The organism is Achromobacter aegrifaciens, from assembly GCF_902859735.1.
GTDB classification, from domain to species: Bacteria; Pseudomonadota; Gammaproteobacteria; order Burkholderiales; family Burkholderiaceae_B; genus Achromobacter; species Achromobacter aegrifaciens.
In genome coordinates this window covers 231,190-245,514 of the sequence record NZ_CADIJY010000002.1, presented here as the reverse complement: position 1 = coordinate 245,514, position 14,325 = coordinate 231,190, and the positions used below count along the sequence as shown (strand labels likewise).

Below are 14,325 nucleotides of genomic sequence, written 5' to 3'. Positions count from 1 at the left end.
CCGGCCTTGCGGGAGTAAACGGATTCCGGGGCGGGATTGGGAACCCGCACACCACATGCGAATAAAAATAATTTTCAGGCAGACGCCTGGACGCTCAGCGATCCAGGATCAGGTAGCCGCCGTCGGGCGCGCGCTTGACCTGCACCGGGAGCAGATCCGGCAAGGCTTCCAGGAATGCGGCGGGCGCATTGGTCGCGGCAAAGCCCGAGACCGGCAGGGACTTCAGGCCCGGGCTGGCCAGCGCCACCGGCTTGCCTAGGTACTGCGCGACTTCCTGGACCACTTCGCCCAGCGGCGTGCGCCGGTACACCAGACGGCCATTGCGCCACCCGCCCACGCCGTCCGGCACCGCTGCCACTGCCTGATAGGTGGCGTTTCGCGCATCCACGGTCACGCCTTGCTCGGCGTTCAGCGACAATTCCGGCGTGGCCTTGTCGCGATCGGGCTGCACACGCACACGGCCGTGCGACACCTTGACGACGACCTGATCCGGGGTGTTGCGCACATTGAAGGCCGTGCCCACCACGGTGATCCGGCTTTGCCGTGCATCGACGGTGAACGGACGGCTGGTATCCGGCGCCACGTCGAAGAACCCTTCGCCCTGGTTCAGCACCAGCTCGCGGCGCCGCGGGTAGTACCGGACCTCCAGCGTACTGCCGAAATTCAGCGCGACATGGGAGCCGTCGGGCAGGTCCAGCTGACGCACCTCTCCCGCCGCCGAGTTCACGCTCAACACATAACCGGGCGTGTTGTCCCAGCGATACCAACCGTAGCCGCCGCCCACGACCAGCGCCGCACAGGCGGCGGCGAAGGTCTTCGAAAAGACGGGTTGCCCCAGCAGCGCACCCCAGAAACGCGGCTGGGTGGAGGCCTTCCGCGAGGCGCGTCGCGGCAAGCGCGGGGATGGACGGCTGGCCGCCTGCGCGTCGCAGGCCAAGACGGGGCGAGGCGCCTGCGACAGATCATCCCAGGTCCGCGATACCCGCGAATAGGCCTGCCGATGCGCGGGCTGGGCGGCCAGCCAGGCATGCAATTCCTGCTCATCAGCGTCCGACCAGCTGGCGTCCTGGCGACGCACCAGCCATTCAGCCGCCGTTTCGTGCAAGGCGAGCGTGTCCGGCGAGGCAGAGGAAGACGGTTCGGTCATGACGAGGCGGAGTCGCTATTGTTGTTCTTGTCCAGGCCGGCGTCATCGCCAGCGGGCCGATGCAATTGCTGCATCTGGGCAACCGTAGCATAGTGCACGCGGACCTCGCAGTAAGCGATTGCCCGCGCCAGATGCTTGACCACCATGCGCCGCGATATCTGCATGCGGGCGGCGACTTCGTCCTGTGTCAATCCATCGAAACGGCTCAGCACAAAGGCTTCGCGCTGGCGTTCGGGGAGTTCCTGCAAGGCCTCGCCCAGGCGCGCCAACCGTTGCTGATGCGCGGCAGCGCGCATGGGACATGAAGCATCGCCCGCCGCCAGGACCCGCACGCCCTCTTCCGCTTCATCGAGCGACACGGTCTGCAGGCGCCGCCCCGCCTTGCGCTCGCGGAATTCGTCCGCCACGCCGTTCAATACCGTCCTGCGCAGGTATGCGCCCTGCTCATCGGAAGAATCCAGCGCGGGATTGGCCGCCACCCATTTGACGACGCCATCGTGCAGCGCGTCCTCGGCGCTGCCGATGCTGCCCTTGAAGCGGGCCAGGCCGCGCATGAGCGGCAAGCGCCAGCGCGCATAGGCTTTGGCGATCGCGCTGGAATTTCCGTTCTGGTCGTCGGCGGATGCGGGCGTCGTGTCGGACGCCAGCAAAGGGTTGCGGCTCATGCGGCGCGGGTCGGTTGAAAGTGGCCGGATTGTACTGAGATTTATTCTCAGTCGCAATGCAGCGCACCCCCAGCCCGTTCACCCGTCAACCCTCGCGCCTCACGGCGCCACTTGATACCCGCGCTGCTGCATGCAATTGCTATATGTAGAGGCCGCTGCCGCATTCTGTTGCGACGCTTCGGCGCGATCCTGGCGGCGGTCCTGGCGTTGCCGCGAACCGCCCACGACCATCCCTGCCGCCGCCGCGTCTTTCGCCTGGTTCTGCCGGTACTGCTGCTTGGCATCGTCGCTCATCCGGTCGTAGACCTCCTCGTGCTGATTGCCGCGCACGCTGGCTGCCGCCGCACCCGCAGCCGCGCCCGCAGCGGCGCCACGGACCCGTCCGCCGGATTTAGGATCGTTCGTGCTGGTGCTGGCGCCGCTGCCTGCCAGGGCCTGGCATGCGCTGATGTCCTGCTGGGTGGTTTGGGGCGATTGCCCTTTGAGCGGGGTTACCGTCTGTGCGGTGGCGCACAGGCAGAACAAGGAAAGAAGCGTCGCGGTACAGGGGCGTATGGACTTTTTCATGAAAAACTCCATTGAAGACAAGAAACCCACCACCTTCGAGTTTAGCGCCGCACATCGAAGCCAGCCCAGGAACTGCGCAGCGAAATCCTATGTCAAATGCCTGATTAACGCTGAAACCGCTTGATTGATGAACGGATTTGGCATTCCGGCAAGCTGGAACAATGCGGGGCGCGACCTGGAGCGGGTTGGAATATTGAAGCAGGCAGCCTTGCTGCACGTAAGCACTTCAGTAGTGTGAGCAATAGATCAAGCGCAGCTTCGCCGCTCCTTTTGGCCATCCATTTCCAGGCACCCACGGACCGTGACAAGCAACAATCTACGAGAGATTATTCATTCGCTACGCGAACGGCTGACCACCGGCAGGCTCGGCGCCGGCATCGTCAGTTCGATGACTGGCATGCTTGCCGCTGCCGGATACGAATACGACGTGGCCCGGTTTCCCGCGCTTCCTTCCAACCACGCCTGGCCCACCGATTTGCAGGACGCTCCGCAATCCCTGGCTGAGGCCCTGCTGTGGAAAATGGGCAAGTGGGAAGTCTATAGATCGTTCGTCGGATATGTCGCCGATGCCAACAGCGCGCCAAAGACCACCGACGTTGTTTTCTACGCGTTCGCAAAGCATCTTGCGAATTCATCCCGGCCCATCTACGACCAGCACGCCCTGCGCGCGCTCTGGGCCATCGACAGCGGCATGACCCATGGCCAGATCGGACTATGCCGCAGCCTCCTGGCCACTAGGGATGGAAAATGGAAAGCCTCGGCCAGCGGCGCAAGCACGTCCGAGGGATATCAACTCTATCTTGATCGCGTGGAGCGGATCCGCGATGAGAGCCTGACTCTGGATGCGCTCGACAAATTGCTGATGCCGCTGGGGCAGGCCCTGAAGCAACACACCGCAGACCGGGCCGACAAAGAGCGCACCACGCACATCACCGAGTTCAACCGGCTCGCCGGTCTTGCAGAGTGACGCCACGCGCCGCCGCATGACATGCCTGGACGCCCCACGGCCTCCAGGCCCCGGGGCTTAATTCGCCTTCTCATCCTCGCCCTTGTAACCGCTGATATAAGCCCGCCCCGAGCAGCGCACGAAGGCCACGCAGGTCAGGCCGCCGCTCTTGGCGTCGCAGGTGGCGCGCGCTTCGTTGCGCGCGGCCACCGGATCGGGATTCTTCGCGGTAAAGCTGGTGCCGCGGCCCTTGCTGCCCTTGCCCCAGGCCATGCCGACGCAGGTGTCGGTATAGGTGAGCACCGTGCGGCAGCCCACGCAGTCTTCCCACTTGAGCAAGGCGTCGACCGCTTCCTTCTCGCTCGGATAGCCATCGGCATAGGTCAGCTGGCCCGAGTCCTTTTCAGCCACGGAGCCCCAGTAGCCGCGCGAATCCAGCTTGGCCGACAGGGCTTCGAGCTGGGCGGGCGTGGCGGTGTCGGGCGCCTTCAGGTCGGCTTCGCTGTAGCCCGGGCCGACGCACAGGGGCATGACGGCAAGCTTGCACTTGCCGTCGGCGCTGTCGTTGGTGCAGGTGCGGATGGCCTTCTTCGCGGCGACCTCCGACGACACGCTGGCGCCCCAGAACAGGTCGCCGCGCGAATTGCGCGAGAATGCCACGCAGCTGTCAGAGAATGAGGTGACGCTCTTGCAGCCCTTGCCCCCGGCCTTGTTGCACTTGGCCAGCGCGGCGTCCTGCGCTTCCTTGGTGGAGGTTTCGGGCATGACCCAATACAGCTTGGCGTGCGCTTCGTCGGTGGCCACGGCGCCGTACAGCGTGTCGGCGTGCGCCGCTGGGGCAGCCAAGCCCAGCGCCAGCGCGCCTGCGCCGGCCAATGCGGCCACGGTGGAACGGAACTGAACGAGCAATCGCGCGAGCATCATGGGTGTGCAATATCCAGTGGTTGTGGCGCCGTGCGCCTCGCGATCTGCCATCGCCAAGGCGCCCCCCGGGGCGCAGAACGCGCGGATCGTAGCACGTTACAGTTTGTCTTCCTCTCCCCGCTTTCTCACGTTTCCAGGTATTACGTAACCAATTTTTCAGCGGGAGAAAGCCGATGCGCCACTATTTTTTCGTTAACATTCTGCCCTCGCAGCGCAGCGTCAGACGACCGCCTGCAGGTGTACGCCGCACTGCCCAGTGCTCGGGCGCCGCGATACGACTAGTCACGAAACGAAACTAAAACAAGACAAAATCTTGCGGCCGCTGAATTATGTTCCGGCACGCCGGATCTTTGAGGGAGCTAGGGCTCAGCATGAATAAATCGCGACTCCGTTCGACCTGGTTGCTGGGCCGCGCCCTGCCGGCGGCCCTGGTCCTTGCCGCCTTGGCCGGCTGCGCGCCGATGCCCACGGGCGGCAGTTCCACGCTGCCCTCGCTGACCAACATTTTTTCGTCCGGGCTGTCGTTCTCGCCCAGCGTGAACGTGGCCAAGAACATGAAGGGCCGTCCGGTCGGCGACGCCATCACGGCGCTGGGCGAACCGTCGAAGAAGCGCGGCGTGGGCAACACGATGGAGCTCATCTGGTCGGACTACCAGACCGCGCCCTATACGGAATGGGTCTCGACCGGCACCTCCCAGCAGGTGGTGGGCATGATTCCGGCCACCTCGACCAGCGCCGCGACCCCCGTCTTCCAGAACACCAACCACGGCTATTACAACAACCGCACCAAGGTCTACGAATGCACCGTGGTGATGCGCATGCAGAACAGCGTCATCATCGACAGCCAGGTGGACGGCAATGTCTGCCCCGAATTCATCGCCGCGCTGCGCAAGTGGGCGGGCGAGCGTGAAGCCAACAACTACCGCAGCAATTAAGGCAGCGCCCCCTCTTGTCGAACAAACTCGGAGCCCGCCATTTCCTCGCGGCGACGGCTGACGCCATGCGCCAGCAGGGCCGCGCCATGCTGGCCGCGGCCCCCTTGTCGCTGGCGCTATTCATCCTGTCGCTGCCTTTCGCCTTGCTGATCACCAACCTGTTTCCGTACGGGAATGGGCTGTTCATGGCGCTGGCGCTGATCAACCTGATTGCGTTGGCGCGCATGACCTGCGCCTGGCATCGCGTCGTCCAGCCGGCGGACTTGACGGACGTCGGCGCCACCCGCGGCAGCGCGGCGCAGGCCCGTCATCTGGCGTTGCTCTGCGCGCTCGTTATTGCAGGCACTGCGATGGCCCGCGCCACCGGGGACCTGCCCTATGTGATCTACATGGTGCTGGCGGGATCGAATGACGCCGTGTTCTGGAGCGTCTTGTGCGCCGCGCTGGCGCTGATCTGGGTGCCCACGCTGTACGCGCTGGCAATGTACGGACTGAGCCTGCCGCGCGCGGCGGTAGCCGGCGAGTACCGTTTCCACGCCGCGCGCGCCGCCATGCCGTACAAGCCGTGGCCGCTGATGCTGGCGCTGCTTATGTTGATCGCGGCGGCCGGCCATGCCGGCTACATTCTGGGCATGCTCGCGTACGGCTACCCGGACGTTGGACTGGCGCGGGCAGCGATGAGCGCACTGCTCTGCGTCCCCCTCGTGTTTGTGGTGGCAACGATGTATGCGGTTGCCTATCGCGATTCCTGCGAACCGGCTGCGCGGACACTCTCCAGCCGTTCTTGAGCCCGAGTGCAGGCCGTCCAACGAGGCGTGAAGCACGTCTTTTGCTCCCATGCCCTAGTCCAGATCCGACGATCGCGGATACTCGATTTGGAGTATTGCCCGGCCACGCCAGAACTGCAAAAGTCGCTGACAGCGGTTCCCGGGCCACCGCGTCGTCGATCATGATGCCGCAGGCCCCTCCCCCAAGTACTTATGAGCACGAGGAATCAGGAGGTGTCGCCATGGACCCCAAGAGTTTTCATTTCCTGCTTCCAGCGGACAAGCGCCCGTCATTCAGCCCGCTGAACGAGGAGGTACACCCCGACTTCCCCTGGCTGACCGCGAATCGCGCTCGGTCGCGCGGAGCGGACGTCTTCGCGGTCATCGACACGATCGTGATCCACGCGACGGCGGGTTATGCCACGCAGCACGCCATTGACAACTGGAAAGTCAGAAAGGCGAGCGCCCACTGGATCGTCCCGGATGAAGACGAGCCGCAGCATGGCCACTTCGTCTGGTCCGTGGTCGCCGAAGCCAAGGCGGCATTCCATGTCGGGGACGTCAACTACGCGCCGCATCTGGGCCAGGGTCCGAACGTCAACAACCGCAGCCTGGGGATCGAGATCGTCAACACCCAGGATGTCCAGAATTACAAGGACCCCTATTCGGCTTGGCAAATCGAAGCGACGGCCCGGATCATTACCTATGCCTGGAGCAAGTATCCGAACCTGAAGCATGTCATTTCGCATGCCAAGCTGGACCCGAATCGCCGGTCGGATCCCGGAATCAACTTTCCCTGGTCCAAGCTGGAGAATCTGGTGTTGTCCCATACTGCGGTAGCGCAACGGAACCCGCTTGTGTTTGCCGCCTATGCCGGCGCGCCGCGAGCCGATTATCCGGGGAACTGCTGCGGGCCCTGATCGCGAAGCCGCTCGAAGCTGACATTTCACTGACTTAAAAACGCGAATAGTTTTTATTCATATAGAATCCGGACTGTCCGTAACCCCATAGCCTGGCAGTCCCGATGTCCCTGCCCCTTTCCACGGGCCCTCATTTCCCACGCAAACGCCTGGTCCTGATCGCCGCCGCGCTGGTCATATTGGCTGCCCTGGCGCTCTGGTACGTCGGGTCCAAGGGCACTCCCGCCGCGCGTCCGCCCGAGTATGGCCAGATCCCTGTCGCCGTCGCGGTCGAGGCTGCCAGCGCCGGTCCGCTGCAGCGCGACCTGCATGCGCTTGGCACCATCACGCCCCTGGCGCAGGTGACCCTGCGCAGCCAGGTCGATGGCGAACTGCTGAAGCTGCATTTCACTGAAGGCCAGGCCGTGACGCGCGGCCAGTTGCTGGCGGAGATCGATGCGCGCCCCTATCTTGCGGCACTGGCCGCGGCCGAAGGCGAACTGGCGCGCACCCAGGCGCTGCTCGAGAACGCCGAGGCCGATCTGCAGCGCTACCGCAAGCTGGCGCGCCAGGAAGCGGTGTCGGGTCAGCAATTGGATACCGCCGAAGCCCAGGTGCGCGCCTATGCGGCCCAGCGGCTACGCAACCAGGCCCAGGTGGCCGACGCGCAGCGCCTGCTGGACCACACCCGTATCGTTGCGCCCCACGACGGCCGCATCGGGCTGCGCCGCATCGACGCCGGCAATCACGTGCGCGCGGCCGACGCCGACGGCCTGACCACGCTGGTCCAGACCCGGCCGATCTCGGCGCTCTTCAGCATTTCCGAAACGCGCCTGGACATCCTGCGCCAGGCCCAGGCGCGCGACGCCGCGCTGCGGGTCCAGGCCTGGGACGCGGACGACCGCCGCCTTCTGGCCGAAGGCACTTTGGAGGCACTGGACAACCGCATCCAGGCCGCCAGCGGCACCGTCCGGCTACGCGCGCGCTTTGCCAACGCCGACGAATCGCTGTTTCCGAACCAGTTCGTGAACATCCGGCTGGCGGTAGTACAGCAGGACAACGTCATTTCCATTCCCACGGCCGCGGTGCAGTACGGCTCCGAGGGCGCCTTCGTGTTCGTGATCGGCGAGGACACGCGTGCCACGCGCCGCGTGCTGGAGCTGGGCCCGGCCAACGCCGGCCGCATCGTGGTGCAGGCCGGCCTGGCCGAAGGCGAACGCGTGGTGGTCGAAGGCGTGGACCGCCTGCACGACGGCCGCGACGTGCAAATTGTCGAATCGCAGAAATCATGAGCCTGTCGCGCCCCTTCATCCTGCGCCCCGTCGCCACGTCCTTCCTGATGATCGCCCTGCTGCTGTCGGGCATCCTGGCGTGGCGCATGTTGCCCGTGGCGGCGCTGCCGCAGGTGGATTACCCCATCATCCAGGTGACCACGCAGTACCCCGGCGCCAGTCCGAACGTGACGGCGCGCACCGTCACCGCGCCGCTGGAACGGCGCTTCGGGCAGATACCGGGCCTGAAGCAGATGTCCTCCACCAGCGGCAGCGGCATCTCTGTGATCACGCTGCAATTCGCGTTGGACGTGTCGCTGGGCGTGGCCGAGCAGGAAGTCCAGGCGGCCATCAGCGCCAGCGGCGCGCTGCTGCCCAATGACCTGCCGACGCCGCCCGTGTACCGCAAGGTCAACCCCGCCGACGTGCCTATCCTGACGCTGGCGGTCACGTCGGATTCCCTGCCCTTGCCCCAGGTCTACGACCTGGTCGACACCCGCATGACGCAGCGCCTGTCGCAGTTGTCCGGCGTGGGCATGGTCAGCCTGGCGGGCGGCCAGCGGCCGGCGGTGCGGGTGCAGGTCAATCCCATGGCGCTGGCCGCGCGCGGCCTGCAGCTGGCCGACGTGCAGGAAGCCATCAGCAAGGCCAATTCGAACCAGCCCAAGGGCAGCTTCGACGGGCCGGTGCGTTCGGTCATCATGGATGCCAACGACCAGCTGCAAAGCGCCGAGGAATACCGCGAACTGATCGTGGCCTGGCGCAACGGCGCGCCGGTGCGGCTGGGCCAGATTGCCACGGTCGAGGACGGGGCGGAAGACCGCTATCTGGCCGCCTGGGTCGACAAGCAGCCGGCCGTGCTGGTCAATATCCAGCGCCAGCCGGGCGCCAACGTCATCGCCGTGGCCGACCAGGTCAAGGCGCTGCTGCCGCAACTGACGGCCAGCCTGCCCGCCGCCGCGCAGGTCCGCGTGCTGACGGACCGCACCGAGAGCATCCGCGCATCGGTGCGCGGCGTGCAATGGGAACTGGCCTTCGCCGTGGGCCTGGTGGTGCTGGTGACGTTCCTGTTCCTGCGCAACCTGCCCGCCACGCTGATCCCCAGCCTGGCGGTCCCCTTGTCGCTGATCGGCACCTTCGGCTTCATGCATCTGGCGGGCTTCTCCACCAACAACCTGACGCTGATGGCCCTGACGATAGGCGCGGGCTTCGTGGTGGACGACGCCATCGTGATGCTGGAAAACATTGCGCGCTACCGCGAGCAAGGCCACAGCCCCATGTCGGCCGCGCTCAAGGGCGCCGGCCAGATCGGCTTCACGCTGGTGTCCCTGACGCTGTCGCTGATCGCCGTGCTGATTCCGCTGCTGTTCATGGAAGACGTGGTGGGCCGTCTGTTCCGCGAGTTCGCTGTGACCCTGGCGGTCGCCATCCTGATATCGCTGGCGGTGTCGCTGACGCTGACGCCGATGATGTGCGCGCGGCTGCTGCCCGCGCACGAAGCGACGCGCCCGGGGCTGCTGGACCGCATCCAGGCCGGCTACGCCCGTTGGCTGGACCTGACCTTGCGCCATCAACGGCTGACGCTGGCCGTGATGCTGGCGACGGTGGCGCTGACCGGGCTGCTGTACCTGGCCGTGCCGAAGGGCTTCTTCCCGACCCAGGACGGCGGCACGCTGCAAGGGGTCACGCAATCGTCCCAGAGCACCTCGTTCGACGCCATGTCGCGGCGCCAGCAGGCGGTGGCCGAGACACTGCTGGCCGACCCCGACGTGGCCAGCCTGTCGTCCTTCATCGGCATCGACGGCATGAACACCACCTTGAATACCGGCCGCTTGCTGATCAACCTGAAACCCTGGTCGGACCGCAGCGCGCCGCTGGCGGACATCATGGCGCGGCTGGATGCGCGCGCCCGCGAGGTCCAGGGCATCTCGCTCTATCTGCAGCCGGTGCAGGAACTCAATATCGAGGACCGCGTGAGCCGCGGCCAGTACCAGTTCACGCTGACCTCCCCCGACAGCGCGCTGTTGGCGCGCTGGACCCATGCCCTGGCCGAACGCCTGGCGCAGTCGCCCGCGCTGGCCGACGTTTCCACCGACCTGCAAGGCGACGGCCGCCAGGCCTACCTGCAGGTCTCTCGCGACGCCGCCGCCCGCCTGGGCGTGACGATGGACGACGTGGCGCAGACCCTCTACAACGCCTTTGGGCAGCGCCAGGTGGCCACCCTGTTCACGCAGTCCAACCAGTACCGGGTCGTGCTGGAAGTGGACCGCAAGCTGGCGCTGAACCCGGACGCGCTGGAACGCATCCATCTGCAGACCGAGGACGGCCAGGCGATCCCGCTGTCGGCGCTGGCCACCGTCAGCGAACGCGCGGCGCCGCTGGCCGTGAACCACTTGTCGCAGTTCCCCGCGGTCAATCTGTCCTTCAACCTGCCCGCCGGCGGCTCCCTGGGGGAGGCCATCGCAGCCATCGAATCGGCGCGGCAGGAGATCGGCATGCCGGTCAGCGTGGAGCTGCGCTTGCAGGGGGCTGCCGCGGCCTTCCAGGCCTCGCTGTCGAACACGCTGTGGCTGATGCTGGCCGCGGTGGTCACCATGTACCTGGTGCTGGGCATGCTGTATGAAAGCGCCATCCACCCGGTGACCATCCTGTCCACCCTGCCCTCGGCCGCGGTGGGCGCCTTCCTGGCGCTGCTGCTTACCGGGCGTCCGCTGGACCTGATCGCCGTCATCGGCATCATCCTGCTGATCGGGCTGGTGAAGAAGAACGGCATCATGATGGTGGACTTTGCCCTGGAGGCAGAACGCTCGCGCGGCCTGGCGCCGCAGGCCGCCATCCGCGAAGCCGCGCTGCTGCGCCTGCGTCCCATTCTGATGACGACGCTGGCCGCGCTGTTCGGCGCGCTGCCGTTGATGCTGGCCACGGGCTCGGGCGCGGAACTGCGCCAACCGCTGGGCTGGGTCATGGTGGGCGGGCTGCTGGTCAGCCAGGTGCTGACCCTGTTCACCACGCCCGCCGTGTACTTGTTCTTCCACCGCCTGGGCCAGCGCCGCGGCGCCGCAGCCGCCAAACCCGGGGTTGAAGGCCCCGCGCCATGATCCGCGCCTTGTTGCACCGCCCGACCGCCTGCATCTTCCTGGCGATCGCGCTGACCCTGCTGGGCGCGGTCGCGTGGCGGCTGCTGCCGGTTGCGCCCCTGCCCCAGGTCGACTTTCCCACCATCGAGGTGCGCGCCGAACTGCCGGGCGCCAGTCCAGAAAGCATGGCCAGCACCGTGGCCGCGCCGCTGGAGCGCGCGCTGGGCAGCATTGCGGGCGTCAGCGCCATGACGTCCTCCAGCAACCAGGGCGCGACCCGCGTACAGCTGCAGTTCGACCTGGATCGCGACATCAACGAGGCCGCGCGCGACGTGCAGGCGGCCATCAACGCGGCCCGCGCCGAGCTGCCCGCCGGCATGCCGGGCAATCCCAGCTATCGCAAGGTCAACCCGTCCCAGGCGCCCATCATGGCACTGGCGCTCAGTTCGCCCACCCGTCCCGCGGGCGAACTCTACGACCTGGGCTCGACCGTGCTGGCGCAGAAGATTTCGCAGATCAACGGCGTGGGCGAAGTGACCATGGGCGGCAGCTCCCTGCCCGCGGTGCGCGTACAGGTCAATTCCAACGCCCTGGCCCACTATGGCGTGGCGCTGGATGAAGTGCGCCAGGCCATCGCCGACGCCGCGCCCATGCGGCCGCAAGGCCAGTTGGATTCCGCCAGCCGGCGCTGGGAAGTCGGTACGCCCGAACAACCCCGCGCCGCGGGGGACTACGAAAGCCTGATCGTGCGCCACCAGGACGGCGCCGTGATCCGGCTGTCGCAGATCGCACGCGTCAGCGATTCCGTCGAAAACCGCTACAGCAGCGGCTTTCACAACCGCAACCCGGCCGTGGTCCTGACAATCAGCCGCCAGCCCGGTTCGAACATCATCGAAACCATAGGCGCCATCAACCAGGCCCTGCCCGGCCTGCGCGCGCTGATGCCGGCCGACGTGGACCTGACCGTGGCGCTGGACCGCTCGCCTGGCATCAACGCCACCTTGCGCGAAGCGCACATCACGCTGGGGCTGGCCACCGCGCTGGTGATCCTGGTGGTGTGGGCGTTCCTGGGCAATGCACGGGCCGCGGCCATTCCCAGCGTGGCGATTCCGGTGTGCCTGATCGCCACCTTCGCCGTCATGTACCTGTGGGGCTTTTCGCTGAACAATCTGTCGCTGATGGCGCTGATCGTCGCGGCCGGCCTGGTGGTGGACGATGCCATCGTGGTGCTGGAGAACATCTCGCGCCATATCGAGCGCGGCCTCTCGCCGCGCAAGGCCGCGCTGCGCGGCGTGCGCGAAGTAGGCTTCACGCTGGTGGCCATGACCGTGGCGCTGAGCGTGGTTTTCGTATCCATCCTGTTCATGGGCGGCCTGGTCGAGCGGCTGTTCCGCGAGTTCTCCATCACCCTGGTCGCCGCCACCGTCATCTCGCTGGTGGTCTCGGTCGCCATCATCCCCAGCCTGTGCGCCCGCTGGCTCAGGCCCGCCGTTCCCGCCGCGCACACGGCGAACGCGCGTCCATCGCGCATGCAGGCGATCTTCGAACGCCTGCATGCCTGGTATGGCAACACCCTGTGGCGAGTGCTGGGCCATGCCCGCCTGACGCTATTGCTGCTGGCCGGCGTGGTGGGGCTGAATGTCTACCTGTACGTGCAGGCGCCAAAGGGCTTCCTGCCGGTGCAGGACACCGGCCAGTTGGTGGGCTTCGTGCGCGGCGACGACGGCTTCTCGTTCCAGGTCATGCAGCCCAAGATCGACCAGTACCGCCAACTGGTGCTGAAGCATCCGGCGGTGCAGGACGTCATCGGCTACAACGGCGGCAGCCTGGGCATCAGCAATTCCCTGTTCCTGATCCGCCTGAAGCCCGCCGCCGAACGCCAGGAATCGTCGACCGAGGTCATCAACTGGCTGCGCACCAATGCGCCGGCAGTGCCGGGCGGCATGTTCTTCCTGAACGTGGACCAGGACCTGCGCATGCCCGGCGGGTTCGGTAATTCGGGCGACCATGAACTGGCCATCATGGCCAGCGACGTGCCGGCGCTGCGGCAATGGTCGCGCAAGATCTCCAAGGCCATGCAGGAGATCCCCGAACTGCGCGACGTCGACGCGGAAGGCGACGGCGCCACCCAGCAGGTCGTGATCGACATAGACCGCGCCGCCGCGCAGCGCCTGGGCGTGGACATGGGCACCATCAGCAGCGTGCTCAGCAACTCGTTCAGCCAGCGCCAGGTCGCCACGCTGTACGACGCCATGAACCAGTACCGCGTGGTGCTGGAGCTGGACCCGCGCTACACCGAGGACCCCGAGGTGCTGGAGCAGGTGCAGGTGGTCGCCGCCGACGGCACGCGCGTGCCGCTGACGGCCTTCGCCACTTATGACTACGGCCTGGTGAACGACCGCGTGTTCCATGACGGCCTGTTCGCCGCCGTGGGCGTGGGCTTTTCACTGGCCGAGGGCGTATCGCTGCAACAGGCCCTGGCCGCCATCGACAAGACCATGGCCGAGCTGATGGTGCCCTCGTACATCCAGACCCGCCTGGGCGGCGATGCGCGCAACTTCCAGCAAAGCCTTCAGGACCAGCCCTGGCTGATCCTGGCGGTGCTGGTAGCGATCTACCTGGTGCTGGGCATCCTGTACGAAAGCCCGCTGCATCCGCTCACCATCCTGTCGACCCTGCCGTCCGCCGGCGTGGGCGCGCTGCTGGCGCTGCGCCTGGCCGGCATCGAATTCACGCTGATCGCGCTCTTGGGACTGTTCCTGCTGGTGGGCATCGTCATGAAGAACGCCATCCTGATGATCGACTTCGCGCTCAGTCTGGAACGGCGCGAAGGGCTCACGCCGGAACAGGCCATCCACCGCGCCGCCATGCTGCGGCTGCGCCCCATCGTCATGACCAACCTGGCGGGGCTGCTGGGCGCCCTGCCCCTGGTGCTGGGTATGGGCGAAGGCTCCGAGCTGCGCCGCCCGCTGGGCATCGCCATCGTTGGCGGGCTGATGATCAGCCAGTTCCTGACGCTGTACACCACGCCGATCGTGTATCTGGCGCTGGAGAGGCTGCGGTTGAAGTGGAAGGCTGGCCGGCTGCGTCCTGGCCCCGAGGCCTGAAGCAGGGGCCAGCCTGCAGG

Annotated in this window: 11 protein-coding genes; 7 read left to right on the top strand and 4 right to left on the bottom strand. The window is 66.4% G+C overall.

What is annotated here, in order from left to right:
• Positions 1–94: 94 nt before the first annotated feature.
• From HV766_RS07135 to HV766_RS07125, 3 genes are all read right to left on the bottom strand, one after another.
• Positions 95–1,147, bottom strand: a complete 1,053-nt coding sequence (locus HV766_RS07135; RefSeq protein ID WP_175180851.1) for a FecR family protein — start codon at positions 1,145–1,147, stop codon at positions 95–97.
• Positions 1,144–1,812 carry an RNA polymerase sigma factor gene (locus HV766_RS07130; protein ID WP_125470357.1) on the bottom strand — a complete coding sequence of 223 codons (669 nt, stop codon included), beginning with the start codon at positions 1,810–1,812 and terminating at the stop codon, positions 1,144–1,146. The genes HV766_RS07135 and HV766_RS07130 overlap by 4 nt, the downstream gene beginning before the upstream one ends.
• Positions 1,813–1,911: 99 nt before the next feature.
• Positions 1,912–2,379, bottom strand: coding sequence for a YMGG-like glycine zipper-containing protein (locus tag HV766_RS07125; RefSeq protein ID WP_119451145.1), 468 nt, complete (start codon positions 2,377–2,379; stop codon positions 1,912–1,914).
• Positions 2,380–2,680: 301 nt separating this feature from the next.
• Here HV766_RS07125 and HV766_RS07120 point away from each other — a divergent pair, with 301 nt between their 5' ends.
• Positions 2,681–3,346, top strand: coding sequence for a hypothetical protein (locus tag HV766_RS07120; protein ID WP_175180850.1), 666 nt, complete (start codon positions 2,681–2,683; stop codon positions 3,344–3,346).
• A 57-nt stretch (positions 3,347–3,403) separates the two neighbouring features.
• Here the strand turns inward: HV766_RS07120 and HV766_RS07115 are convergent, their stop codons facing one another.
• The gene (locus HV766_RS07115; RefSeq protein ID WP_054454772.1) at positions 3,404–4,249 is read right to left on the bottom strand and encodes a DUF4189 domain-containing protein; all 846 of its coding nucleotides are present in this window, start codon (positions 4,247–4,249) and stop codon (positions 3,404–3,406) included.
• Between the two features lie 371 nt (positions 4,250–4,620).
• Here HV766_RS07115 and HV766_RS07110 point away from each other — a divergent pair, with 371 nt between their 5' ends.
• From HV766_RS07110 to HV766_RS07085, 6 genes are all read left to right on the top strand, one after another.
• Positions 4,621–5,184 (top strand): hypothetical protein, encoded by a 564-nt coding sequence (locus HV766_RS07110; RefSeq protein WP_054454773.1) that lies wholly within the window; start codon positions 4,621–4,623, stop codon positions 5,182–5,184.
• A 14-nt stretch (positions 5,185–5,198) separates the two neighbouring features.
• Positions 5,199–5,972, top strand: coding sequence for a hypothetical protein (locus HV766_RS07105; protein ID WP_175180849.1), 774 nt, complete (start codon positions 5,199–5,201; stop codon positions 5,970–5,972).
• Between the two features lie 221 nt (positions 5,973–6,193).
• Positions 6,194–6,871, top strand: coding sequence for an N-acetylmuramoyl-L-alanine amidase (locus tag HV766_RS07100; RefSeq protein ID WP_054454776.1), 678 nt, complete (start codon positions 6,194–6,196; stop codon positions 6,869–6,871).
• Positions 6,872–6,975: 104 nt separating this feature from the next.
• The gene (locus HV766_RS07095) at positions 6,976–8,142 is read left to right on the top strand and encodes an efflux RND transporter periplasmic adaptor subunit (protein ID WP_119451141.1); all 1,167 of its coding nucleotides are present in this window, start codon (positions 6,976–6,978) and stop codon (positions 8,140–8,142) included.
• Positions 8,139–11,219: a multidrug efflux RND transporter permease subunit gene (locus HV766_RS07090; RefSeq protein WP_175180848.1), complete on the top strand. Its 3,081-nt coding sequence runs from the start codon at positions 8,139–8,141 to the stop codon at positions 11,217–11,219. Before HV766_RS07095 ends, HV766_RS07090 begins: the two co-directional genes overlap by 4 nt.
• Positions 11,216–14,305: an efflux RND transporter permease subunit gene (locus HV766_RS07085; RefSeq protein ID WP_175180847.1), complete on the top strand. Its 3,090-nt coding sequence runs from the start codon at positions 11,216–11,218 to the stop codon at positions 14,303–14,305. The genes HV766_RS07090 and HV766_RS07085 overlap by 4 nt, the downstream gene beginning before the upstream one ends.
• Positions 14,306–14,325: the final 20 nt, after the last annotated feature.